Source organism: Streptomyces olivochromogenes, assembly GCF_021538895.1.
In the GTDB taxonomy this organism is placed as follows: Bacteria; Actinomycetota; Actinomycetes; order Streptomycetales; family Streptomycetaceae; genus Streptomyces; species Streptomyces olivochromogenes_A.
Genome location: NZ_JADDRL010000022.1, coordinates 48583 through 73158 on the forward strand (window position 1 = coordinate 48583; position 24576 = coordinate 73158).

Annotated in this window: 22 protein-coding genes; 12 read left to right on the forward strand and 10 right to left on the reverse strand. The window is 71.7% G+C overall.

Annotated elements, in window-relative coordinates; translation table 11 throughout:
- Nucleotides 1-63 precede the first annotated feature (63 nt).
- Nucleotides 64-663: a class I SAM-dependent methyltransferase gene (locus IPZ69_RS13905; RefSeq protein WP_235454416.1), complete on the reverse strand. Its 600-nt coding sequence runs from the start codon at nt 661-663 to the stop codon at nt 64-66.
- 152 nt (nt 664-815) lie between these two features.
- On the opposite strand from IPZ69_RS13905, the gene IPZ69_RS13910 reads away from it, so the two are divergent.
- The 5 genes from IPZ69_RS13910 (at nt 816) to IPZ69_RS13930 (ending at nt 5825) form a co-directional block, all read left to right on the forward strand.
- Entirely contained in the window at nt 816-1592 is a 777-nt protein-coding gene (locus IPZ69_RS13910; protein ID WP_235454417.1) for an MHYT domain-containing protein, read from the forward strand.
- Between the two features lie 51 nt (nt 1593-1643).
- The gene (locus IPZ69_RS13915) at nt 1644-4151 is read left to right on the forward strand and encodes a sensor histidine kinase (protein WP_235454418.1); all 2508 of its coding nucleotides are present in this window, start codon (nt 1644-1646) and stop codon (nt 4149-4151) included.
- Complete coding sequence (locus IPZ69_RS13920; RefSeq protein ID WP_235454419.1) at nt 4148-4585, forward strand: roadblock/LC7 domain-containing protein; 438 nt, start codon at nt 4148-4150, stop codon at nt 4583-4585. The genes IPZ69_RS13915 and IPZ69_RS13920 overlap by 4 nt, the downstream gene beginning before the upstream one ends.
- A gap of 22 nt (nt 4586-4607) precedes the next feature.
- Complete coding sequence (locus tag IPZ69_RS13925) at nt 4608-5021, forward strand: DUF742 domain-containing protein (RefSeq protein ID WP_235454420.1); 414 nt, start codon at nt 4608-4610, stop codon at nt 5019-5021.
- A gap of 198 nt (nt 5022-5219) precedes the next feature.
- A complete protein-coding gene (locus IPZ69_RS13930; protein WP_235454421.1) occupies nt 5220-5825 on the forward strand; it encodes a GTP-binding protein in 606 nt (201 codons plus the stop codon).
- A 13-nt stretch (nt 5826-5838) separates the two neighbouring features.
- Here IPZ69_RS13930 and IPZ69_RS13935 read toward each other — a convergent pair whose 3' ends face one another.
- Nucleotides 5839-6267 (reverse strand): PPOX class F420-dependent oxidoreductase, encoded by a 429-nt coding sequence (locus IPZ69_RS13935; RefSeq protein ID WP_235454422.1) that lies wholly within the window; start codon nt 6265-6267, stop codon nt 5839-5841.
- A gap of 93 nt (nt 6268-6360) precedes the next feature.
- On the opposite strand from IPZ69_RS13935, the gene IPZ69_RS13940 reads away from it, so the two are divergent.
- Together IPZ69_RS13940 and IPZ69_RS13945 are read left to right on the forward strand one after the other, a co-directional pair.
- Nucleotides 6361-6774, forward strand: coding sequence for a roadblock/LC7 domain-containing protein (locus IPZ69_RS13940; RefSeq protein ID WP_235454423.1), 414 nt, complete (start codon nt 6361-6363; stop codon nt 6772-6774).
- 125 nt (nt 6775-6899) lie between these two features.
- Nucleotides 6900-7877, forward strand: a complete 978-nt coding sequence (locus IPZ69_RS13945; RefSeq protein WP_235454424.1) for a DUF6397 family protein — start codon at nt 6900-6902, stop codon at nt 7875-7877.
- Nucleotides 7878-7888: 11 nt separating this feature from the next.
- On the opposite strand, the gene IPZ69_RS13950 is transcribed toward IPZ69_RS13945, so the two are convergent.
- Entirely contained in the window at nt 7889-8755 is an 867-nt protein-coding gene (locus tag IPZ69_RS13950) for an acyl-CoA thioesterase (RefSeq protein WP_235454425.1), read from the reverse strand.
- 19 nt (nt 8756-8774) lie between these two features.
- Nucleotides 8775-11288 carry a DEAD/DEAH box helicase gene (locus IPZ69_RS13955; protein ID WP_235454426.1) on the reverse strand — a complete coding sequence of 838 codons (2514 nt, stop codon included), beginning with the start codon at nt 11286-11288 and terminating at the stop codon, nt 8775-8777.
- A 145-nt stretch (nt 11289-11433) separates the two neighbouring features.
- On the opposite strand from IPZ69_RS13955, the gene IPZ69_RS13960 reads away from it, so the two are divergent.
- Complete coding sequence (locus tag IPZ69_RS13960) at nt 11434-12228, forward strand: metal-dependent hydrolase (RefSeq protein ID WP_235454427.1); 795 nt, start codon at nt 11434-11436, stop codon at nt 12226-12228.
- 83 nt (nt 12229-12311) lie between these two features.
- Here the strand turns inward: IPZ69_RS13960 and IPZ69_RS13965 are convergent, their stop codons facing one another.
- From IPZ69_RS13965 to IPZ69_RS13980, 4 genes are all read right to left on the reverse strand, one after another.
- On the reverse strand, nt 12312-12590 hold the full coding sequence (locus tag IPZ69_RS13965; protein WP_235454428.1) for a type B 50S ribosomal protein L31: 279 nt from the start codon (nt 12588-12590) through the stop codon (nt 12312-12314).
- 45 nt (nt 12591-12635) lie between these two features.
- Nucleotides 12636-13106 carry a DUF5709 domain-containing protein gene (locus IPZ69_RS13970; protein WP_235454429.1) on the reverse strand — a complete coding sequence of 157 codons (471 nt, stop codon included), beginning with the start codon at nt 13104-13106 and terminating at the stop codon, nt 12636-12638.
- 372 nt (nt 13107-13478) lie between these two features.
- The gene (locus IPZ69_RS13975) at nt 13479-15260 is read right to left on the reverse strand and encodes an ABC transporter ATP-binding protein (RefSeq protein ID WP_235454430.1); all 1782 of its coding nucleotides are present in this window, start codon (nt 15258-15260) and stop codon (nt 13479-13481) included.
- Nucleotides 15257-17137: an ABC transporter transmembrane domain-containing protein gene (locus IPZ69_RS13980; RefSeq protein ID WP_235454431.1), complete on the reverse strand. Its 1881-nt coding sequence runs from the start codon at nt 17135-17137 to the stop codon at nt 15257-15259. Before IPZ69_RS13980 ends, IPZ69_RS13975 begins: the two co-directional genes overlap by 4 nt.
- A 185-nt stretch (nt 17138-17322) precedes the next feature.
- Between IPZ69_RS13980 and IPZ69_RS13985 the strand changes: the two genes are divergently transcribed.
- A complete protein-coding gene (locus IPZ69_RS13985; RefSeq protein ID WP_235454432.1) occupies nt 17323-18126 on the forward strand; it encodes a L,D-transpeptidase family protein in 804 nt (267 codons plus the stop codon).
- A gap of 54 nt (nt 18127-18180) precedes the next feature.
- The gene (locus IPZ69_RS13990; RefSeq protein ID WP_235454433.1) at nt 18181-19863 is read left to right on the forward strand and encodes a peptide-N4-asparagine amidase; all 1683 of its coding nucleotides are present in this window, start codon (nt 18181-18183) and stop codon (nt 19861-19863) included.
- Between the two features lie 100 nt (nt 19864-19963).
- Here the strand turns inward: IPZ69_RS13990 and IPZ69_RS13995 are convergent, their stop codons facing one another.
- Nucleotides 19964-20413: a MarR family winged helix-turn-helix transcriptional regulator gene (locus tag IPZ69_RS13995; RefSeq protein ID WP_235454434.1), complete on the reverse strand. Its 450-nt coding sequence runs from the start codon at nt 20411-20413 to the stop codon at nt 19964-19966.
- Between the two features lie 115 nt (nt 20414-20528).
- Here IPZ69_RS13995 and IPZ69_RS14000 point away from each other — a divergent pair, with 115 nt between their 5' ends.
- Together IPZ69_RS14000 and mltG are read left to right on the forward strand one after the other, a co-directional pair.
- On the forward strand, nt 20529-22385 hold the full coding sequence (locus IPZ69_RS14000) for an ABC transporter ATP-binding protein (RefSeq protein WP_235454435.1): 1857 nt from the start codon (nt 20529-20531) through the stop codon (nt 22383-22385).
- 126 nt (nt 22386-22511) lie between these two features.
- Complete coding sequence (mltG, locus tag IPZ69_RS14005; RefSeq protein ID WP_235454436.1) at nt 22512-23465, forward strand: endolytic transglycosylase MltG; 954 nt, start codon at nt 22512-22514, stop codon at nt 23463-23465.
- 12 nt (nt 23466-23477) lie between these two features.
- On the opposite strand, the gene IPZ69_RS14010 is transcribed toward mltG, so the two are convergent.
- Nucleotides 23478-24560, reverse strand: coding sequence for an NAD(P)-binding domain-containing protein (locus IPZ69_RS14010; RefSeq protein ID WP_235454437.1), 1083 nt, complete (start codon nt 24558-24560; stop codon nt 23478-23480).
- Nucleotides 24561-24576: the final 16 nt, after the last annotated feature.

Sequence of the window (24576 nt, forward strand, 5' to 3'; positions counted from 1 at the left end):
GCGGACCCCGGCCTGCGGGGAGGTCCCGCGGCACAGGCCCGCGACCGTGGCCGGAGGCCGTCGTCAGTCCTCGCGAACGGCCAGCGCGAGGAAGCGGGAGTCCTCGTCCACGTACGACGTCATACGCCATCCGGAACCGGCCAGCAGCGGACGGAGGTTGCCCTCGGCGCGCAGGTCGTCCGGGGTGATCTGCCGGCCCTGGCGCGCCGCCAGCGCCGCCCGGCCGATCGGATGGAACAGCGCCAGTGTGCCGCCGGGCCGTACCACGCGCGCCAACTCCCGCAGGTTCTCTGAGGGACGCGGCAGATGCGCGATGAGGCCCGCGCCGAACACGGCGTCGAAGGACTCCGACCGCAGGGGCAGGGCGGCCACGTCGGCGAGCAGCAGCCGCCCGTCCCGGTCCCTCCCGGCCCGTACCGCGGCCCGCAGCATCTCCGGTGTCAGATCCACCCCGACGACCACGCCCGCGGGCCCCACGGCCGCGCGCAACGGCGGCAGGGCCCGGCCCGTGCCGCAGCCCGCGTCGAGCACGCGGTCCCCGGGGCGCAGCCCGAGGTCGGCCACGGCTGCCGCGTAGGCGGGACCGTCGTCGGGGAACCGCCTGTCCCAGTCGGCCGCCCGGGCGCCGAAGAACTCTTGGACGTGCGTGTGGTCGTCGCTCATGCTCCGCATGATCCCTCACCGGCACGGGGGCTGCCGTTGCGCGCACGTTCGAGCGGGACGCGATCGTTCCAGCGCATCTCCGCGTCACATTGCAACACCTTTCGAAATGCGCCCCCTGCGTGCGCCCCTGCTCCGGCTAGCGTCCCGGGGCCATGGGACACCTGGACCATGCCGCCTTCGGCTGGCTGACCCCCGTACTGTCGTACGCGATGGCCTGTACAGGCGCCGCGCTGGGTCTGCGCTGCACCGTCCGCGCGCTCGGCACCACCGGCCGGTCGCGCCGCAACTGGCTCGTCACCGCGGCCTCCGCGATCGGCACCGGCATCTGGACCATGCACTTCGTGGCCATGCTCGGCTTCAGCGTCAGCGGCACCGACATCCGCTACGACGTACCGCTGACCGTCCTCAGCCTCCTCGTCGCCATGGTCGTCGTCTGCGCCGGCGTCTTCGTCGTCGGCTACAGCCGTGACCGCACCCGAGCACTCTTCCTCGGCGGCCTCACCACCGGGCTGGGTGTGGCGAGCATGCACTACCTCGGCATGGCCGCGGTACGCCTGCACGGCGACGTCCGCTACGACCCGATGCTCGTCGGGCTCTCCGTCCTCATCGCGGTCGTCGCGGCGACGGCGGCCCTGTGGGCGGGGCTGAACATCAAGTCACCCGTCGCGGTCACCGTCGCCTCGCTCGTCATGGGAGCGGCCGTCAGCAGCATGCACTACACCGGAATGTTCGCGGTGAGCGTGCGCGTCACGCCCTCCGCTTCGGTCCTGCCCGGGGCCACGGCGATGCAGTTCATCTTCCCCCTCGCCGTCGGCCTCGGGTCCTACCTCTTCCTCACCTCGGCCTTCGTCGCCCTCTCGCCGACAGCAGGAGAGCGCGAGGCGACCGCCTCGGCCCAACGGCCGGTCGAGAGCGCCACCGCCCGCTAGCCGGGGCCCGGCAGAGCGCGCCGCCCCGAACCACTACCGAGCGAGGAGGCCATGCGTACACCCCGGAGGACCCCCACGGCCGGCGCGAAGACGCCGTCCCCACCGCCCGTGCGCGGCCGTCGCGCGCACGCCGGACCACCCGCCGACGAGCCCGCGGACGAACCCGTGGGCCCGGCGGCCGACCTCGCGCCTGCGCGCGCGGGACGATGGCGGACCCGGCCCCGGACGGTGCGGGCCAAGGTCGTCTGCCTGCTGATGGTGCCCGTCGTCTCCCTGCTCGCCCTGTGGGCGTACGCCACCGTCAGCACCGCACAGGACGTCTCCCGGCTGCGGCAGTCCCAGCGCGTCGACGCCGAACTACGGGCACCCGTCTCCGTTGCCGTCTCCGCCCTGCAGGCCGAGCGGGCCGCCGCGGTGCGTCACGCGACCGACCCGGCCGCCGGACAGAGCGACGACCTCAGGACGCTCGCCGCGCGCACCGACCGTGCCGTGGCACGGCTGCGGCTCGGGGACGACCACACCGTCGCCGACAGTGGGGACCTACCGCGTGGCGTCGCCGCGCGGCTGGAGATCTTCGTCGCCGACGCCGAGCACCTGCGGACGCTGCGCACGGCGGTGCTCGACCGCCGGACCGGCTGGGCCCAGGTGTACGGGCAGTACACCCGGACCATCGCCTCGGGTTTCGGCGTGGACGGCGCCCTCACCGGTGTCCAGGCCGACGACGTCGGTTCCGGCGCGCGCGTGCTGCTGGAGTTCTCCCGCGCGCGTGAGGCCCTGGCCCAGGAGGACGTGCTGCTCACCAGCGCTCGCCTCGCCGGGGGCCTCCAGGGCGCACGGCTGCGGCAGTTCACGGGCGCCGTCGAGACACGCCGCACGCTCACCGAGGCCGCTGTCGCTGATCTGCCCGGCGCCCAGCGCGCCGCCTGGCAGCGCCTCGCCGACGGCAGCGCCTACACCTCCGCCGCCGCCGTCGAGGACAGGGTCCTCGCCAGTGCCCCGGGCGCCCGCGCGATCGCCGCCGCTCCGCAAGCCACCTGGGATCCGGCCCACGCGCGCGTGCAGGACGGCATGCGGGGCATCGAGACCGGCGCCGGCCGTGCCGTCGCGGGCCGTGCCGAACCGTTCACCCGGGGTCTGCTCACCCCGGCCGGGGCCGCGGTCCTCTTCGGACTCGCCGCCGTGGCCGCCTCGCTCGTCATCTCCGTACGCATCGGACGCGCCCTCGTGGTCGAGTTGGTCACCTTGCGCAACAGCGCCCTGGAGATCGCCGGCCGCAAACTTCCCGAGGCCATGCGGAGGCTGCGCGCGGGCGAGGAGATCGACATCCGCGCCGAGACACCCCCCGGACCGCCCGCCGAGGACGAGACAGGACAGGTCGCCGAGGCCCTCGGCACCGTGCACCGCGCGGCCCTGCGCGCCGCCGTGGAGCGTGCCGAACTCGCCAGCGGCATCTCCGGGGTGTTCGTGAACCTCGCCCGCCGTAGCCAGGTCCTGGTCCACCGCCAGCTCAGCCTGCTGGACAGCATGGAGCGCCGCTCCGAGGACCCCAACGAACTGAGCGACCTCTTCCGGCTCGACCACCTGACGACCCGTATGCGACGCCACGCCGAGAGCCTGATCATCCTGTCCGGGGCCGCACCCGGACGAGCCTGGCGCATTCCGGTGTCCCTCACCAACGTGGTGCGCGCGGCCGTCTCCGAAGTCGAGGACTACGCGCGCGTGGAGGTGCGCCGACTCCCGGAGGCGTCCGTCATCGGCGCGGCCGTCGCCGACCTCACCCATCTGCTCGCCGAGATCGTGGAGAACGCCGCCCAGTTCTCCCCGCCCCACACGCGCGTGCGGATCACCGGCGAGCCCGTCGGCAACGGTTACGCCCTGGAGGTCGAGGACCGGGGCCTGGGCATGGGGGCGGAGACGCTCGCCGAGGCGAACCGGCGCATCGAGCAGTCCGAGGCACTCGACCTGTTCGACAGCGACCGCCTCGGTCTCTTCGTGGTCAGCAGGCTCGCCGCGCGCCACGGCATCAAGGTGCACCTGCGCACCTCACCCTACGGCGGCACCACCGCCGTGGTCCTGATGCCCACCGCGCTGCTGCACAACGGGGTGGCGGAACGTTCCCCTCGCTCGTCGGCGGACGCCGAACCGGCGGCGGAACGCGAGTACGCGCGCGTGCCGGGCGCCCACGCCCGCGTGCCCGGAGACAGGCCCGCCCTCGCGGCGACCGCACAGCCATCGGCAGACGCCCCGCCCGACACCCTGCCCCCAGGAGTCACCACCTTGCGGCCGCACCGCCCGTCGAACGACTCCGAAGCTTCCGAAGACCTCCCGCGCCGGGTACGCCAGGCGAACCTCGCCCCCCAACTGCGCGAGCAGCGCCGCGAGGAGCGGGACCGCCCACCTGCCTCCGGCGGCGACGATCCGCGTACTCCCGAACTCGTACGGGACCGCATGGCGGCCTACCGCGACGGCTGGGCGCGCGGCGGCGGACGGCAGCCCGGCCGCGCAGTCGCCCCGGACACCGAATCGGGCAGTCACAGCAGCGAAGGAGACTATGCATGATCCACGACCCGGGCATGCGGGCCGCCCAGCGATCTCGTGAACTCGACTGGTTGCTGGACGACCTGGTGGCACGCGTGAGCGACGTGCGGCACGCCGTGGTGCTCTCCAACGACGGCCTCGCGGTCGGCGCTTCCACCGGCCTCAAACGCGAGGACGCCGAGCATCTGGCCGCCGTCGCCTCCGGCTTCCACAGCCTGGCCAAGGGCGCGGGCCGGCACTTCGGAGCCGGAGGCGTGCGTCAGACCATGGTGGAGATGGACGACGGCTTCCTCTTCGTGGCGGCCGCCGGGGACGGCTCCTGCCTGACGCTTCTCACCGCCGTGACCGCCGACATCGGACTCGTCGCGTACGAGATGGCACGGCTGGTCAAGCGTGTCGGCGAGCACCTCCGCACGGCGCCGCGCGTCGGTGCTCGCCCACCTGTCGTGGGCTGAGCCGAGAGAGCGGTCGGCACGGATGATCGAGGACAGGGCCGGCGCCCCGAGCGACCAGGGCAGCCAGTGGTACGACATAGAGGCGGGGCCCCTGGTCCGCCCGTACGCGATGACGGGCGGCCGCACCAGACCGGGCCCCACCGGGGTGCGATTCGACCTGATCGCGCTCGTCGCTCTCGACCCAGGCGCCCCCGTCGTCGACGACGACACCGCGCTCGGACCCGAGCACCGCACGCTCATCGACCTGTGCCGCACGGAAACGCAGTCCGTCGCCGAACTCGCGGCGGACGCCGACCTTCCCGTCGGAGTGGTCCGGGTGCTCCTCGGCGACCTCCTGGAGCTGGGCTGCGTCACGGTCAGCAGTCCAGTGCCTCCGGCGCAGCTGCCCGACGAGCGCATTCTGCGCGAGGTCATCGAGGGATTGCGGGCGCTGTAGACGAGGGTTCAGAACCAACCGGACGAGCACGGCACACGGTCGCACACCTTTCCGGTAGCAACCGGACTCCAGTCGGTCACATCGCGTGGATATCGGGTCAATCACCCGGAAGGGGGAGGGAATTGTCATGATGCTGACTTCGCACCCCGACGTGCTCCCGGACGTCGACCGTACCCGGCACTCCCGAGAGAAGTGATCATGGTATCCGAGCACTCCGTTGCCGCGGATGGCGATCCGTCCGCCCTGGCGCTGAAGATTTTGGTCGCCGGCGGATTCGGCGTGGGCAAGACCACGCTGGTGGGCGCGGTCAGCGAGATCCGCCCTCTGCGCACCGAGGAGCTGCTCAGCGAGGCGGGTCAACTGGTCGATGACACCGACGGCGTGGACCAGAAGGTGACCACGACCGTCGCCATGGACTTCGGCCGTATCACGATCCGCTCCGGCCTCTCCCTCTACCTCTTCGGCACACCCGGCCAGGACCGGTTCTGGTTCCTGTGGGACGAACTGTCGCAAGGGGCCCTCGGCGCCGTGGTTCTGGCCGACACCCGGCGGTTGGAGGACTGCTTCCCGGCGGTGGACTACTTCGAACACCGGCGCATACCGTTCGTCGTGGCCGTCAACTGCTTTGCCGGTGCCCGCGCGTACAGCGCCCACGAGGTGTGCCGAGCCCTCGACCTCGACCCGGGAACGCCGGTGGTCCTGTGCGACGCCCGCGACCGGGCCTCGGGCAAGGAGGTGCTGATCCGTCTCGTCGAGTACGCCGGACGGATGCACACCGCCCGGCTCCTCGACTCCGTGAGCTGACCGGCGGCGGCTCTCAGCCCGTCAGATCCGTCAGCGCCACCACATTGTCGATGGCGACCCGGACCAGGAGTTCGCCCGGAACGCCGTTGCGGGCACCGAACGCCTCGGCGTGCTCCTCGCCCATGTACCGTGCGGCGATCCGGGTCGCCCAGTGGCGAAGTTCGCCGAGATCCTCGGACAGGCGGGCCCGGCCGTTCAGGACCACGAAGTGGAAGGGCGGTGTGTCGTCGTCCACGCACAGGGCGACCCGCTCGTCGCGGGCCAGATTGCGCCCTTTCACCGTCTCCTTTCCGGTGTTGAAGACCACCTCGTCCCCGTCCAGCAGAAACCAGACCGGCGCCACGTGCGGGCTCCCGTCGGCGCGTACGGTCGACAACTTGCCGGTGCGAGTGCCGTGCGAGACGAACTCCCGCCATTGCTCATCGGTCATCTTCTGTGCCATGGCCCCATCCTCCTTGCCCGGACGGCGGTCGTGGGGAAGGCTGGCGGACAGATCCTCCGGCCAGGGAGGCGACATCACACGGGGAGCGGGAGCATGGCGCAGAACCAGGGACTCGGCTGGTTGCTCGACGACCTGACCGGGCGCGTGGAACACGTACGGCACGCGCTGGTCCTGTCGAACGACGGGCTGGTGACGGGTTCGAGCACGGGCCTGCGCCGTGAGGACGCGGAGCATCTCGCCGCCGTCGCCTCCGGACTCCACAGCCTGGCCAAGGGTTCGGGACGCCACTTCAGCGCGGGCAGGGTGCGCCAGACGATGATCGAGTACGACGACGCGGTCCTGTTCGTCACCGCGGCCGGCACCGGCAGCTGTCTGTGCGTGCTCAGCGGCGCGGAAGCCGACATAGGCCAGATCGCCTACGAGATGACCCTGCTGGTCAACCGGGTCGGCGAGCACCTCGGCGTCGACGCCCGGCACCCCGAGCGTACTTCCCCGGCAGACCTCTGACCTGCTGGTTTGTCTTTGCCCGTGGAGTTATCCACAGGCTCGCCACGCGATGCGCCGGACCGGCTACGGTTTTTTCACGGCGAGCGCACACGGCGCGAGCCACCCACTCCACGGGGGAGATGACCATGTCGGGCACCACCATCACGCAACCCCGCCCCCACACCTGCGCGCCCAGCCGCGCCGCACGTGAACTGGAACTCAAGCGGGGAGAGTTCGACCTCGCCGTGCACCTCGGCCGGATCCGCACCGTGCCCGACGAGGGAGGGGGAGGGGGCCGCAGGATCGAGCACGCCGAGATCGACCGGCTGCGTGCACAGGACGGCTTCCCCGAAGTGCTCCGCGACGGTGTCCGGGCCGTCGGCACCACCGAGGGCGCGAAGATCATGAACGTGCCCGTCACCCGGTTCACCCGGCTCGCGCGCCTGGGGCTGGTCGTGCCGGTGAAGTACTACCTGAATCGCTACCGCGCCGTGGTGTGGCTCTATCTCGCCCAGGAACTGGAGGAGTTCGCGAACGACGAGAAGAACTCCTTTCTGCTGACGGGACGTACGCCCGAGGTGCTGCGGGCCCAACTGACGGCGGGCGTGGATCTGCGAGCCCGCAACTGGCGCGGACGGCATCTGGGATTTCTGCTGCGTCTGGCCGAGGAACCGTGGCACCGGGCGGGGGCCGTGGCGGCCTTTCTCGACCCCGCTCATGTCGCGGACGTGGTGAGGGACCCCTACGAGCGGTCCCATCTCAACCGGTTCCGCCCGGCGCCACCCACCCACGGGGCACCGGGATCACCCTCCGCACACCTCGCCCAGGAGATCATGACGGCGAGCGACCAGGACGAGATCGGCTGGCTGAGGAACGACCTGGCCCGGGCCGTGGAGGAAGCTCGCGGGCACCGGCCCGCGCCGAGCCCGGCCCCACGCGGTGAGGCCCCAGCGACCCCGCACAGCGCCCCCTTGGCTCAGCACCGCGCCACCGCGGCCCCACGCCGCGCCTCCGCGCCGGAGACGTCCGTGGCACCCGAGCAGCCCCGCCGTCTGCTGGGCTGGCTGCGTCGCAGAAGCCCCCGGCCGCCGTGCTCCGAAGCATCCGGTCGCGCGGCGGTCTGAAACCGGCTGGTCTACAGGGACCTGAACAGACCTTCCTGGACGACCGAGACGAGCAGCCGGCCCTGTAGGTCGTAGATGCGGCCCCGCGCCAGACCGCGCCCGCCGGTCGCGACCGGGGACTCCTGGTCGTACAGGAACCACTCGTCCGCGCGGAACGGCCGGTGGAACCACATGGCGTGGTCCAGCGACGCCATGTCGAAGTTCCGCGCACCCCACAGGGGTTCGATAGGGATGCGGACGGCGTCCAGGAGGGTCATGTCACTGGCGTAGGTCAGCGCGCAGGTGTGCACCAGCGGGTCGTCGCCCAGTGGTCCGACCGCACGCATCCACACCGCGCTGCGCGGCTCGCAGCCGTCGATCTCCTCGGGGTTCCACCGCAACCGGTCGACGTAACGGATGTCGAAGGGCTGCCTGCGCGCCATCCGCTCCAACTGCTCGGGCAGCGCGCCCAGATGCTTGCGGATCTCGTCCGCGAGCGTCGGCAGGGACTCCGGGTGCGGCACCTCGCGGGCCGGCGGCAGCTGGTGCTCGAAAGGTCCTTCCTCAGGCTTGTGAAAGGAGGCGGTCAGATTGAAGATCGTGCGGCCGTGCTGCACGGCGGTGACCCGGCGCGTGGTGAACGACAGCCCGTCGCGGATCCGCTCCACCTGGTACACGATCGGCACGCCCGGCCGCCCCGGGCGCAGGAAGTACGCGTGCAGTGAGTGCACCGGTCGCTCGCCGTCCGTGGTACGCCCGGCGGCGACCAGTGCCTGCCCCGCCACCTGGCCGCCGAAGACCCGCTGGAACGACTCCTGCGGGCTTCGGCCACGGAAGATGTTGACCTCGATCTGCTCAAGGTCGAGCAGGTCGACGAGTTTCTCGGCCGGGTTCGTCATGCCGGGGCCTCTCCAGTCCTCACAGCTGGCCGACGTCGGTCACGCGGACGACGGCGCGGCCCTCGGCGTCGGAGGCCGCAAGGTCGACCTCGGCGCTGATGCCCCAGTCGTGGTCGTCGTTCGGGTCGTCGAAGATCTGGCGGACGCGCCACACCTTGTTCTGCGGCTCCTCCTGGATGACGAGCAGCTTGGGGCCGCGCGCGTCGGGTCCGGTGCCCAGGTCCTCGTACTCGTCCCAGTACTTGTCCATCGCCTCGCCCCAGGCCTCGGCGTCCCAGCCGGCCTCGGCGTCCATCTCGCCCAGCTCGTCGACCTGGTCGAGGGCGGCGAGCTCCACGCGCCGAAACATCGCGTTGCGGACCAGGACGCGGAAGGCACGCGCGTTGGTGGTGACCGGCTTGACCTCGTCGGCCTTCTCCTGGGCCTCCTCGGCGGTCATCTCCTCCGGGTTGGCCAGCTGCTCCCACTCGTCCAGCAGGCTGGAGTCGACCTGGCGCACCATCTCACCGAGCCACTCGATCAGATCCTGGAGGTCCTCGGACTTCAGATCGTCCGGGATGGTGTGGTCGAGCGTCTTGTAGGCGCTGGCGAGGTAGCGCAGCACGATGCCCTCGATGCGGGCCAGCTCGTAGAAGGACACCAGCTCCGTGAAGGACAGGGCCCGTTCGTACATGTCCCGGATGACGGACTTCGGGGACAGCGGGTGGTCGCCGACCCAGGGGTGGCTCTTGCGGTAGGTGTTGTACGCGTGGAAGAGGAGCTCTTCCAGGGGCTTCGGGTACGTGACGTCCTGGAGGCGCTCCATCCGCTCCTCGTACTCGACGCCGTCCGCCTTCATCGCGGCGACGGCCTCACCGCGCGCCTTGTTCTGCTGGGCGACGAGGATCTGACGGGGGTCGTCCAGCGTGGACTCGACGACGGAGACCATGTCCAGGGCGTAGGACGGCGAATCCGGGTCGAGCAGCTCGAACGAGGCCAGCGCGAACGTGGACAGCGGCTGGTTGAGCGCGAAGTCCTGCTGGAGATCGACGGTGAGGCGGACGATGCGCCCCTCGGCGTCCGGCTTGTCCAGCTTCTCGACGATGCCGCCGTCCAGCAGCGACCGGTAGATGGCGATCGCCCGCCGGATGTGCCTGAGCTGCTGCTTGCGCGGCTCGTGGTTGTCCTCCAGCAGGTGCCGCATCGCCTCGAAGGCGTTGCCGGGCCGGGCGATCACCGACAGCAGCATCGTGTGCGTGACACGGAAGCGGGAGGTCAGCGGCTCCGGCTCGGAGGCGATCAGCTTCTCGAAGGTGGTGTCCGTCCAGCCGACGAAGCCCTCCGGCGCCTTCTTGCGGACCACCTTGCGGCGCTTCTTCGGGTCCTCGCCCGCCTTGGCGAGCGCCTTCTCGTTCTCGATGACGTGCTCGGGCGCCTGCGCGACCACGAGCCCGGCCGTGTCGAAGCCCGCCCGGCCGGCCCGCCCCGCGATCTGGTGGAACTCGCGGGCGCGCAGGGTCCGCACACGGTTCCCGTCGTACTTGGTCAGCGCGGTGAACAGGACGGTGCGGATCGGCACGTTGACACCGACGCCGAGCGTGTCCGTGCCGCAGATGACCTTCAGCAGGCCGGCCTGTGCGAGCTTCTCCACCAGGCGTCGGTACTTGGGCAGCATGCCCGCGTGATGGACGCCGATGCCGTGGCGGACGTAACGGGAGAGGTTGCGGCCGAACTTGGTGGTGAAGCGGAAGTTGCCGATCAGCTCGGCGATCTGGTCCTTCTCCTCGCGCGAGCACATGTTGATGCTCATCAGCGCCTGCGCCCGCTCCACGGCCTGCGCCTGGGTGAAGTGGACGATGTAGACCGGCGCTTGCTTGGTCTCCAGCAGGTCGGTGAGCGTCTCCGTGAGCGGGGTGAGCTTGTACTCGTAGGACAACGGCACGGGACGGGTGGCCGAGCGGACCACGGCGGTGGGGCGGCCGGTGCGGCGGGTGAGGTCCTTCTCGAAGAAGGAGACGTCGCCGAGCGTGGCCGACATCAGGATGAACTGCGCCTGCGGAAGTTCGAGCAGCGGGATCTGCCAGGCCCAGCCGCGGTCGCCCTCCGCGTAGAAGTGGAACTCGTCCATGACGACCTGGCCGACGTCCGCGTCCTTGCCGTCGCGCAGCGCGATGGACGCGAGCACCTCGGCGGTGCAGCAGATGACGGGCGCGTCCGCGTTGACGGACGCGTCGCCGGTGAGCATGCCGACGTTCTCGGTGCCGAAGAGCTTGCACAGCTCGAAGAACTTCTCCGACACCAGCGCCTTGATGGGAGCCGTGTAGAAAGTGACCTCGTCCCGGGCCAGCGCGGCGAAGTGGGCGCCCGCGGCGATCATGCTCTTGCCGGAGCCGGTGGGCGTCGAAACGATCACGTTCGCACCCGAGACCGCCTCGATCAGCGCCTCCTCCTGATGGGGGTAGAGCGTGAGACCGCGCTCCTGGGCCCACGACTCGAAGGCTTCGTAGAGGGCGTCGGGGTCGGCGGTCGGCGGCAGCTGATCGATGAGGGTCACGCACCCATCTTGCCTGGCGTCCCGGCCGATGGGGGAATCGGCTGCGAGTACGAAGATCATGGCCGCTACGCTGTGTCGCCGACGGAGCGTCAATGCACCCGGTCAACTGGACAGCGGCACACGAGGAATGGGGCGGGGAACGGCCATGATGGGACCAGCACACTCACTGTCGGGGGCCGCGGCCTGGCTCGGCGTCGGGGCGGCGGCCGCCGCGGCCGGTCACGCGATGCCCTGGCCGGTGGTTCTGTCCGGCGCGCTGATCTGCGCGGGCGCGGCACTCGCCCCCGACCTGGACCACAAGGCGGCCACCATCTCGCGCGCCTTCGGGCCGCTGTCGCGCTGGGTCTGCGAGATCGTGGACAAGCTGTCCTACGGCGTCTACAAGGCGACCAGGAAGCAGGGCGACCCACGCCGCTCCGGCGGGCACCGCACCCTGACCCACACCTGGCTGTGGGCGGTCCTCATCGGCGCGGGGACCGCGGCCCTGGCGATCGCCGGGGGCCGCTGGGCGGTGCTGGCGATCCTCTTCGTGCACATGGTGCTGGCGATCGAGGGTCTGCTGTGGCGGGCGGCTCGCGGCTCCAGCAGCGATGTCCTGGTCTGGCTGCTGGCGGCGACCAGCGCCTGGATCCTCGCGGGTGTCCTGGACAAGCCGGGCAACGGCTCGCACTGGCTGTTCACGGAGCCCGGGCAGCAGTACCTGTGGCTGGGGCTGCCGATCGTGCTGGGCGCGCTGGTGCACGACCTCGGGGACGCGCTGACGGTCTCCGGCTGCCCGGTCCTGTGGCCGATCCCGATCGGCCGCAAGCGCTGGTACCCGGTGGGTCCGCCGAAGTTCATGCGGTTCCGGGCGGGCAGCTGGGTCGAGCTCAAGGTGCTGATGCCGGTGTTCATGCTGCTCGGCGGAGTGGGCTGCGCGGCCGCGCTCAACGTGATCTGACGGACGGGCCTCGTCGTCCGGCGAGCGGCCGGGGTCGGCCTCCGGCGGCGGGGCCGGGCCGTCCCTCGGCGGGCGGGCCCGGGTCAGGCGGGCCCGCCGCCTCCGCCGGAGTCCTGCGCGGCCCCGCCGTAACGCCGCTCGAAGCGGGCGACGCGGCCCTCCGAGTCGACCGTGCGGGCCTTGCCGGTGTAGAAGGGGTGGCTCTCCGAGGAGATCTCCACGTCGACCACCGGGTACGTCTCGCCGTCGTCCCATTCGATGGTCTGGTCGCTGGCCGCCGTGGACCGGGTCAGGAAGGCGTATCCGGCGGAGCGGTCACGGAAGACCACGGGGTGGTAGTCGGGCTGCTTGTCCTGCTGCATGGCTGCTCCTCGCACGGGGCGGTCGGCGGGCAGGGGACTGCGGGGTCAGCTGTAGAAGGTGTCCTCGTCCACGATGTGCATCGCGGCCTCCTCGGCGGAGGCGGCCGCGCCGTCGATGCCCACGTCCGTGGCGACCAGGGCGCTCTCCTCGTCCTCGTGCGCCCCTTCGTCGGGGGCCACCAGGCGGCCGGAGCGGAGGGCGCCGACCTCGTTGTCCAGCGCCTCGCCGTCGGTGCCCTGGCAGTCACCGATGCCGTCGCCGTCGGGCACGACAAGGTCGGGCAACTCCTCGGCCAGGCGTTGGTCCAGGCTCTCGCCCTGGTGGCGCTCCGCCGCCGTGACACCGCTGTGCTCCACTGCCCACGGCCGCTCGGGAGGGGACCAGCCTCGGTCCAGGGGATCGTCGACACCGTCGTCGACCAGTGTGTCCTCCGCGTCGAGCAGCCCCGAGTCCTCCCGGATCTCGGATCCATCGGGCTGGTAGACGTCGTCTCCCCATCCGTCGGCGCTGTCCACGGGTACCTCCTGGTGAAGACGGCCCGTTCTCACCGCGGTCGGCGAAGGTACGCCGGCGCGCGCGGCACGGGTGTCACCCGGTTCGAACCGGACGGTTTCCGGGCGTCCCCCGAACCGGTGCCGCTATCCAGCCTTCCACCCCTGATCGGCACTGCGCAACGGCACGGGCACTGGCCTGCGGGTGCGCGGCCCGTCTCGGGTCCCCTCCGCGTCCCGGCAGCGCGAGTACCCGCCCCGGCCACGGCCACGCACGGCTCACCGCCCGGCCTTGCGGCGCCGCGGGCAAAGGCCCGCCCGGCCCCCACCGACACGCCCGCCCGCCGGGGCCCGGTCCCGCAGACCGAGCCACCCGCCGGTGGCGCTTCCGGACGGTCACCCGTGCCAGGAACGCCACAGTGCCGCGTAGGCGCCGTCCGCCTCGACCAGCTGATCATGGCTGCCGAGCTCGCTGATACGGCCGTTCTCGACGACCGCGATGACGTCGGCGTCGTGGGCGGTGTGCAGCCGGTGGGCGATGGCGACCACGGTGCGGCCGTCGAGGACGCGGGCCAGGGAGCGCTCCAGATGCCGCGCCGCGCGCGGGTCGAGGAGCGAGGTCGCCTCGTCCAGGACCAGCGTGTGCGGGTCGGCCAGCACCAGGCGGGCCAGCGCGATCTGCTGGGCCTGGGCCGGGGTGAGCGCGAGTCCGCCCGAGCCGACCTCGGTGTCCAGGCCGTCGTCCAGTGCCCGCGCCCAGCCGTCCGCGTCGACCGCGCCCAGGGCCGCCCACAGCTCGGCGTCGACGGCATCCGCCCGGGCCAGCAGGATATTGTCGCGCAGGGACCCCACGAAGACGTGGTGCTCCTGGTTGACCAGGGCGACGTGGGAGCGAACCCGCTCGGCGGGCATCCGGGACAGTTCGGCATCGCCCAGCGTGATGCGACCGGCCCCAGGTGCGTAGATACCGGCGAGCAGTCGGCCCAGCGTGGACTTGCCCGCGCCCGACGGGCCGACCAGCGCCACCCGGGTGCCGGGCGCGACCTTGAGGGACACCTCGCGCAGGACGTCGACGCCCTCGCGGTAGCCGAATCGCACCGCGTCCGCGCGCACGGTGCGCCCGTCGGGGGCGAGCGAGCCGTCCCCAGCGTCCGGCTCGATGTCGCGCACGCCGACCAGGCGGGCCAGCGAGACCTGGGCGACCTGCACCTCGTCGTACCAGCGCAGGATCAGGTTCACCGGGTCGACCAGCAGCTGCGCGATGAGCGCCCCGGTGGTCAGCTGTCCCACGTCGATCCAGTCGTGCAGGACCAAGACACCGCCGACCATCAGCACCGAGCCGAGCACCACCACGTGCGTGGCGTTGATGACCGGGAAGAGCACCGAGCGCAGCCACAGCGTGTAGCGCTCCCAGGCCGTCCACTCCTTGATCCGGCGCTCCGACAGGGCGATGCGGCGGGCCCCGAGACGATGCGCCTCGACGGTCCGGCCCGCGTCGACCGTCTCGGCCAGCGCCGCGGCCACGGCCGCGTATCCGGCGGACTCCGAGCGGTAGCCGGACGGCGCCCGCTTGAAGTACCAGCGGCAGCCCACGACCAGCACCGGTACGGCGAGCAGCACCGCAGCCGCCAGCGGCGGCGCGGTGACCACGAGCCCGCCCAGCAACAGCACGACCCACACCACACCGATCGCGAGCTGCGGCACCGCCTCGCGCATGGCGTTGGCGAGCCGGTCGATGTCCGTGGTGATCCGGGACAGCAGGTCGCCGGTGCCCGCCCGTTCCAGGACGCCCGGCGGCAGTCCCACCGACCGGACGAGGAAGTCCTCGCGCAGGTCGGCCAGCATCCGCTCGCCGAGCATCGCGCCGCGCAATCGCACCTCGCGCACGAACACGGCCTGCACGGCCAGCGCGAGCACGAACAGCCCGACGGTCAGACCGAGATGCAGCTCCCGCGCCCCGTCGGACACTCGCTCGACGAGCCCGCCCAGCAGGTACGGGCCCGCCATGGAGGACACCACGGCCACGGTGTTGACGGCGATGAGGAGCAGGAAGGCGCGACGGTGGCGCCGGAACAGTTCGGCCACGTAGGCGCGCACGGTCGCGGTGGCGCCGACGGGCAGGGTGGTGGCCGTCGTCGGGGCCGCCGGGTCGTACGCCGGTGGCGCAACGCCGATCATGCGCTCTCCTCGATCTCTTCGAACGTGCCCAGCCGGTTGGCGGCCTCGTCGCCGTCCAGCCCGTTGCGCAGGGCTGCCCGGTCGTCCTTCCGCGTCTTCCGCAGAGCTGCCTCGTGGTCGTCCAACCTGGTCCGCAGGGCGGCCTCGTCATCGGTCTCACGCGTCACGACCGCCCGGTACAGGGGATCCGTGTGCACCAGTTCGCGGTGCGTGCCGACCGCGACGACCTCGTCCTCGTGCACCATGACGACCCGGTCCGCGCGGTCCAGGAGCAGCGGGGACGAGGTGAACACCACGGTGGTGCGTCCCGTCCGTAGCGTCCGCACCCCCTCCGCGATCCGCGCCTCGGTGTGCGAGTCGACGGCGGAGGTCGGCTCGTCCAGGACGAGCACCTCCGGGTCGGTGATCAGGGACCGGGCGAGCGCCAGCCGTTGGCGCTGGCCGCCCGACAGCGAGCGCCCGCGCTCCGTGATGCGGGCGTCCATCGGATCCCCCTCGTCCAGAGATCCCTGGGCGAGTGCGTCCAGGACGTCGCCGCACTGCGCGGCCGCCAGCGCCTCCTCGGCCCCGACCCCGCCGGACGCGGGGACGTCGAGCAGCTCGCGCAGCGAACCGGACAGCAGGACCGGGTCCTTGTCCTGGACGAGGACGGCGGTGCGGGCGGTGTCGAGGGGCAGCTCGTCGAGCGGCAGGCCGCCGAGCAGGACCGACGGGCCGGCCTCGGAGGGATGCCCGCCGAGGCGTTCGGCAAGGCGTCCCGCCGCGTCCGGGTCGCCGCAGACCACGGCGGTGAGGCGGCCGTTGGGCGCGAGCAGACCGGTGGCCGGGTCGTACAGGTCGCCGCTCGGGGCGTCGGCCTCACGCGACCCTCCGGCGTCGGTGGTCCGGCGCAGGGACAGCACGCGGGCGGCACGTTTGGCCGACGGGCGCGAGAAGGAGTACGCCATGGCGATCTCCTCGAAGTGCCGCAGCGGATAGGTGAGGACCATGACGGCGCTGTAGACGGTGACCAGTTCGCCGACGGTGATCCGGCCCTGGCGGGCGAGATGGACGCCCTGCCAGACGATCGCGATCAGCAGCAGTCCCGGCAGCAGCACCTGGATCGCGGAGATCAGGGACCACATCCGGGCGCTGCGGACGGCCGCGCGCCGTACCTCCTGGGAGGCGCGGCGGTAGCGGTCGAGGAACAGTTCCTCGCCGCCGATGCCGCGCAGCACCCGCAGACCGGCGACGGTGTCCGAGGCCAGCTCGGTCGCCCGGCCCGCCTTCTCGCGCTGGAAGTCGGCGCGCCGGGTCGCCCGGGGCAGCAGCGGCAGGACGGCGAGCGCCAGCACGGGCAGCCCGACCGCGACGATGACGCCGAGCGCCGGCTGGTAGACGACCAGGCCGACACAGACCACGACGACCGTCAGCGCGGCGGCGGTGAAGCGTGACACGGCCTCGACGAACCAGCCGATCTTCTCCACGTCGCCGGTCGAGACGGCCACCACCTCACCGGCCGCGACCCGCCGGGTCAGCGCGGAGCCCAGCTCGGCGGACTGGCGGGCCAGCAGTTGCTGGACGCGGGCGGCGGCGGTGATCCAGTTGGTGACCGCGGTCCGGTGCAGGAAGGTGTCGCCCACGGCGATGGCCACACCGCACAGCGCCATCAGCGCGCCGGTCTGGGCCAGCCGGGTGCCGGAGTGGTCGACGACGGCCTGGACGGCGAGGCCGACGCAGAACGGCAGCGCGGAGACGGACACGAAGTGCAGCAGGCCCCAGGCCAGTGCCTTCAGCTGTCCGCCCAACTGGTTCCGCCCCAGCCACCACAGGAATCGGGGACCCGAACGTGCGTCGGGCACACCCGGGTCGGGATACGGAAGGTCTTGAATCTGCATGACGTCCCAGTGGCTCTCGTCAGGCGGGGAAGCGGCAACAAGCCGTGAAAGGTTCGCGTCGGAGCGTGGTCGAAATCAAACGGTTTTCCTGGACGGCGAGCAGAATCGGCAGGCTTCGGTGCGCCGTTCGCGGCGATGTCCGGAACTTCACGCAATGCGGCGGTACGTGGTGCCAGGATGTCCGGATGCGGATCGACGGGGCGCGGATCGACGGTGTGCGGCGAGTGGCGGTCGCGGTGGCGGCCCTCGGCACTCTTCTGACGGCCCCGACCGCCTGCGGCTCGGCGCAGCACCGCGACACCGAAGCGACGGGACACCGAGACAGCAACGCCGAGCCCGGCGGCCCGGCCGGATCACCCGACGCCGGATCGACCCGCCCTGGACCGCCCGGCCCCGGCCCTCAGGACCCGACTCGCATTCCGGATGTCGGCGACCGTCTGCAGCGGCGGATTCCGGCCGACTCCGGCCAGGTGGTGGCGGTCTACGGCGACGGCAGGGACTCGGCGGACTCCACGGTCGTGCTGTACGCCAAGTACGGCGCGAACTGGCGGCGCGTCCGCGCCTGGCCGGCGCACAACGGCAAGAAGGGCTGGACCACCGATCACCGCTCGGGCGACCGGCGCAGCCCGGTCGGCGTGTTCACCCTCACCGACGCGGGCGGGGTGCTCGACGATCCGGGTGCCCTGCTGCCGTACACCCGGGACTCCGCCTTCGCCGCACCGCGCTGGTGGCCCGCGACGCACTGGCACGACTTCGACTACGTCATCGCCATCGACTACAACCGGGTCGCGGGAACGCCGCCCAACGACCCGACGCGCCCCCGGGGAGAGGAGAAGGGTGGGAGCATCTGGCTGCACATGGACCATGGCAGCGGTACGTCGGGGTGCGTCAGCATGTCCAAGTCCGACATGGAGTACCTGCTGCGCACGCTGGATCCGGACCGGCGTCCCGTGGTGGTGATGGGGGACAGGGCGGAGTTGACGGCCTGATTGGCGCGTGGCGTCGTTGCGGGGAGCGTGTCCGTGCCCGTAGAACAGCGGTCCATGAGAAGCCGGATAGTCATGTCCATGCTCGCCGGAGTGACCCTCCTGGCCGGCACCCTCCTCGGAGCGACAGCCGCTCCGGCCCGATCCGCCGACGCCCCCGCCGAGTTCGGCACCGACTGGCACGACCCGGTGACCGCCGCCCCGCCGATCGCCAAGCCGGCCGCCACGTCCTGCCGCATCACCCTCGCCGAGGCCCAGTTCCGTGACTTCACGCCGTACAAGGGCGCGTACACACCGCCGGACGGCTGCGGGGACCGCTGGAGCAAGGTGGTGTTACGCCTCGACGGCAAGGTGAAGGGGCGCCAGTACGACCGGCTCGGCTATCTGCACGTCGGTGGCGTCGAGGTCCTGCGCACGTCGACGCCGGAGCCGTCCCCGGACGGCATCGAGTGGTCGGTGGAGAAGGACGTCACCCGCTACAGCGACACCTTCCGCCAGGCGCAGGACGTCGAGATGCTGATCGGAAACGTCGTCGACGACACGTACACGGGCGTCATCGACGTCAAGGTGACGTTGACCTTCTACCGGGCCGACCCCGTGATCCACCAAGGCGGTTTCACCGTCGGCCAGGCCAACTCCGAGGCCGGCCAAGGCAACTCCGCGATCGGTCGAAGCCTCTCCGCCGCTGTCCCCGACCGCGTCCTGCCCCTCACCGGTACGACCCTCACCACGCCGCGCAACAGCGAGCGCATCGTCGCCGAGGTGTACGCCACCGGATCGGGCGGCGGCTGTGAGGAGTTCTGGTACCTGACCGCGCCCGACCCGGCGCCGTACTCCTGCAAGGCCGACAAGGGTCCCTATCGCGAGGTGCAGATCAAGGTCGACGGCCAACTGGCCGGAATCGCCGCCCCGTTCCCGAACGTGTGGACCGGCGGCTGGTCCAACCCCTTCCTCTGGTACGTCGTCCCGGCGCCACGCGCCTTCGACGTCAAGCCGATCGAGTACGACCTGACCCCCTTCGCCGCGATCCTCAACGACGGCCGCCCGCACCAGGTCGAGGTCTCCGTCGCCGGCGTCCCCGAGGGCCAGGCCGGCTGGAGCGCTCCGGTGAACGTGCTGGTCTGGCAGGACGAGCATCGCGCGCACGTCACCGGCGGGCTCACCGTGGACAAGGCGACCGACCTGGCCAACTCGGCGACGTACACGCACGGTTCCGACGAGCACCGCGTCGACGCCGAGGCCGGTCACCGGCTGACCGTCGCCGGATACGTCGACACCTCGCACGGTCGCGTGACGACCACCGTCCGCCGAACGCTGGCCCACACCTCCGCGCATCGCTGGACCGAGGGTGAGACGACCGACGGACTCGACGCCACCTGGACGGACGACGAGACCGTCACGGTCGACGGCCGCGGACCGGCCCGGACGACGCACACGCACCGGACGTACACGATGGACGGTGCCACGACGGTCGGCGCGGGCGACCGGCTGCGCACCACCCTCACCCTGGGGGACCGGGCGGCCGTCGTGGAGACCCGTGACGGGCGGCGCACCGCGTGGTCACGGCTCGACGACACCTACACCGGCGACGCCTCGTACACCCTGAACGTGCCGCGCGATCAGCGGCACGCGGTCGGCACGACGAGCGAGCGCTACCGGCTGCACGGCTCGGGCGGCTGCTACGACCGCTCCCTGACCTCGGTCCAGGGCATGCTCACCGAGGATCGCACCGGCTGCTGAGCCGACGGGTGTGGGACGCGTCCCCGGCCCCGCCGCGACGCGTCGCACGCCTGCCCCTGCCCGCGCACCCCGGCCGGTGCGGATCGCCCCCGCCGCGCGTTCAGCAGCGCTCGGCCGCCGCTCCGTCCACGAGCGTGTCGAGCAGGCCGCCGAGCAGCTCGCGCTGCTCCTCCGTGAGCGGGGCGAGGATCTCCTCCGCCGCCGACCGGCGCGCCCCGCGCAGCTCGCGCAGGGTCGTCCGGCCCTCGTCCGTGAGCTCGATCCGGGTCACCCGCCGGTTGGTCGGATCGGCCACCCGCCGCACCTTGCCGCTCGCCTCCAGCCCGTCGACCAGGGTCGTCACCGCGCGCGGCACCACCTCCAGCCGCTCGGCGAGGTCGGCCATGCGCGGCGGGGAGCCGTAGTGCGCGAGGGTGCGCAGCAGGCGCGACTGGGCCGGGGTGACGCCCAGGCCGCGCCGCTCCAGATGGCGCTTCTGGATGCGGTGCACCCGGCGGGTGAGCCGCAGCAACTGCTCGGCGAGCAGGCCCTCGGGATCGGGGGAGGTCATGCGGGAACAATATCAGGACCTAGTTCATTGTTACCTATACTCACAATGAGCTACGATCCGTCAGTCATCGTCGGCCGGTCTGCGTGCCGACGCCCGCTCACCTCCGTAGGAGCCCATGCATCCCGACCGTGAACCCTCCTGGACACCGCCCGCCGAGGCGAAGGAACAGCCTCGGCAGGTGCGCCGCATCCTGCGTCTCTTCCGCCCCTACCGCGGCCGGCTCGGCGTCGTCGGCCTGCTGGTCGGCGCCTCGTCGCTGGTCTCGGTCGCCACGCCGTTCCTCCTCAAGGAGATCCTCGACGTCGCGATCCCCGGCGGCCGCACCGGCCTGCTGAGCCTGCTCGCGCTCGGCATGATCCTCAGTGCCGTCCTCACCAGTGTCTTCGGCGTCCTGCAGACGCTGATCTCGACGACCGTCGGCCAGCGCGTCATGCACGACCTGCGCACCGCCGTCTACGGCCGCCTGCAGCGCATGTCGCTCGCCTTCTTCACCCGCACCCGCACCGGCGAGGTGCAGTCCCGCATCGCCAACGACATCGGTGGCATGCAGGCCACCGTCACCTCCACCGCCACCTCCCTGGTCTCCAACGTCACCAGCGTCGTCGCCACGATCGTCGCGATGGTCGCCCTCGACTGGCGGCTGACCGTCGTCTCGCTGGTCCTGCTGCCCGTGTTCGTGTGGATCAGCCGCCGCGTCGGCGACGAGCGCAAGAAGATCACCACCCAGCGCCAGAAGCAGATGGCCGCGATGGCCGCCACGGTCACCGAGTCGCTCTCGGTCAGCGGCATCCTGCTCGGCCGCACCATGGGCCGTTCCGACTCGCTGACCAGGTCCTTCGCCGAGGAGTCCGAGCAGCTCGTCGACCTCGAAGTGAGGTCGAGCATGGCCGGCCGCTGGCGGATGGCCGTCATCACGATCGTCATGGCCGCCCTGCCCGCCGTCATCTACTGGACCGCGGGTGTCGCCCTCCAGCTCGGCGGCCCCCAGGTGTCGCTCGGCACCATCGTCGCCTTCGTCTCGCTCCAGCAGGGCCTGTTCCGCCCGGCCGTCAGCCTCCTGTCGACCGGCGTCCAGATACAGACCTCGCTCGCGCTCTTCCAGCGCATCTTCGAGTACCTCGACCTGCCCATCGACATCACCGAGCGGGACCAGCCGGTCCACCTCGACCAGGTCAAGGGCGAGGTCCGCTTCGAGGGCGTCGAGTTCCGGTACGAGAACGGCGAGGACACGGCCGATAAGGCCGACAAGGCCGGTTCCGTCCGCGCCGTGCGCCCTGTTCGTCCCGTGCTCGACGGGATCGACATCACCGTCCCGGCGGGCAGCAGCCTGGCGGTCGTCGGGCCCACCGGCGCGGGCAAGTCCACGCTCGGCTACCTGGTGCCCCGGCTGTACGACGTCACCGGCGGCCGCGTCACCCTGGACGGCGTCGACGTCCGCGACCTCGACTTCGACACCCTGGCTCGCGCGGTCGGCGTCGTCTCCCAGGAGACGTACCTCTTCCACGCCTCGGTCGCCGACAACCTCCGCTTCGCCAAGCCGGACGCCACCGACGACGAACTGCACGCGGCCGCGAAGGCGGCCCAGATACACGACCACATCGCCGCGCTGCCCGACGGCTACGACACGGTCGTCGGCGAACGCGGCCACCGCTTCTCCGGCGGCGAGAAGCAGCGCCTCGCCATCGCCCGCACGATCCTGCGCGACCCGCCGGTCCTCATCCTCGACGAGGCCACCAGCGCCCTGGACACCCGCACCGAACACGCGGTCCAGGAGGCCATCGACGCCCTGTCGGCCAACCGGACGACGCTCACCATCGCGCACCGGCTGTCCACGGTCCGCGGCGCCGACCAGATCGTGGTCCTCGATTCCGGGCAGGTTGCCGAACGGGGTACGCACGAGGAGCTGCTGGAGCGCGAGGGGCGGTACGCGGCCCTGGTCCGCCGGGACGCGCGACTGGAACCGACGGGATGACGCACGACCGGACGCGGTGCCGTGCGACCGGACAGTTGGCGCACGACCGGGCGCGGCGACGCGCAACTGCGTCGACAAGCTGACGATATGCCGGATTTGCGGAGTTATGCGGGTTAACGTGCCCGCATGCAGATGAACACTCCGCCACGGAGCACGATTCGACTGACGCGCCGGGGCAAGCTCGCCCTCGTCGTGACCGGCGCCGTCGTGGCCGGCACCGCCGTGGCGGTGCCGCTGCTGAACCACCTCGACGGCGGCAAGGACACCAAGCCCAAGACCCTGGTGATCCCGGAGGGCTGGCGCGCCAGTCAGGTGTACGACGCCATCGACAAGGCCCTCGCCGTGCCGACGGGCACCACCCGTATGTCCATCGCCAAAGCCGGTCTCAGGCTGCCGGGCGACTCCGGGGGCAACCCCGAGGGCTTTCTCTTCCCGGCCACGTATCCGATCGCCGAGGGGGCGACCCCGCAGTCGGTGCTGCAGAGCATGGTCGACACCGCGAACAAGAGGTTCAACGGGGCGCCCATCGCGGCCGGTGCGCAGCGCAACGCGATGAACATCTACCAGGCGGTCACCATTGGGAGCATCGTCCAGGCCGAGGCCGCCGGCAAGGCCGACATGGGGAAGGTGGCCCGGGTCGTCTTCAACCGGCTGACCCGCGGCATGCCGTTGCAGATGGACTCCACCATCAACTACGCGCTGAACCGGAACACGCTCAGGACGAGCATGGACGACACCCGGATCGACAGCCCCTACAACTCCTACCAGCGCATGGGGCTGCCGCCCACGCCCATCGACAACCCGGGCGAGGACGCCGTGCGCGCCGCGATCAACCCGCCGCCGGGCGACTGGCTGTTCTTCGTCACCGTCAAGCCCGGCGACACCCGCTTCACCTCCGACTACGCGGAGCACCAGCGCAATGTGGCCGAGTTCAACGCACTGCAGAAGTCCCCGGCCCAGCCGAGCCGGAGTCCGGCGCAGACCGCGCCGCAGAGCCCCACGCGGCCCCAGGCGAGCCCCGCTCAGTCCCAACAGGCCCCCGCTCAGCCCCAGCAGGCCCAGACGGCGTCGCCGAGATGACCCGGCGGGACGTCACGCGGCGGCGGGCAGCGGCTCCCCGGCCAGCAGCCGCCTGATGTCCCGTACGGCCGCGCGGCCCGCCCGGTTGGCCCCGACGGTGCTCGCCGAGGGGCCGTAGCCGACGAGGTGGACGCGCGGATCGGCGACCGCACGGGTCCCTTCGACGCGGATCCCGCCGCCCGGCTCGCGCAGTCGCAGCGGCGTCAGATGGTCCAGGGCGGCCCGGAACCCGGTCGCCCACAGGATGACGTCGGCCTCGACGCGCCCACCGTCCCTCCACTCCACTCCGTCCGAGGTGATCCGGTCGAACATCGGCTGCCGGTCCAGGACACCGTCCCGCAGCCCCTGTCGGATCGAGTCGTTCAGCGGCAGCCCCGTGACCGAGACCACGCTCCTGGGCGGGAGTCCCTGCCGCACCCGTTCCTCCACGCGGGCGACCGCAGCCCGGCCCACGCTCTCGTCGAACGGCCCCTCGCGGAAGACCGGCGGGCGCCGGGTGACCCAGGTGGTGGCGGCCGCGTACGGGGCGAGTTCCAGCAGGTGCTGTGTGCCGGACGCGCCCCCGCCCACCACGATCACTCGCAGGCCGGCGAACTCCTGCGGCCCCGCGTACTGCGCGGTGTGCAACTGGCGTCCGCGGAAGGTCTCCTGTCCGGGGTAGCGCGGCCAGAACGGCCGGTCCCAGGTGCCGGTGGCGTTGATCAGCGCACGCGTCGACCAGGTCCCGTCCGAGGTCTCCACCAGCAGCCGCCCGCCGTCGCCCTCGCGGACCGTGCGGACGTCCACGGGCCGCCGTACCCGCAGGTCGAAGGCGCGCTCGTAGGCGGCGAAGTACTCGCCGATGACCTCGGCGGACGGCCTGGCCGGATCCGCGTCCGTCAGTTCCATCCCCGGCAGGGAGTGCATTCCGTGGACCTTGCCGTACGTCAGCGACGGCCACCGGAACTGCCAGGCGCCGCCCGGGGCGGGGGAGTGGTCGAGGACCACGAAGTCGCGGTCCGGCTCGAAACCGGTGCGGCGCAGGTGATAGGCGCTGGACAGACCCGCCTGACCAGCGCCGATGACCACTACCTCGACCTCGCGCGTGTTGTTCACGCTTCCACCAACAGTG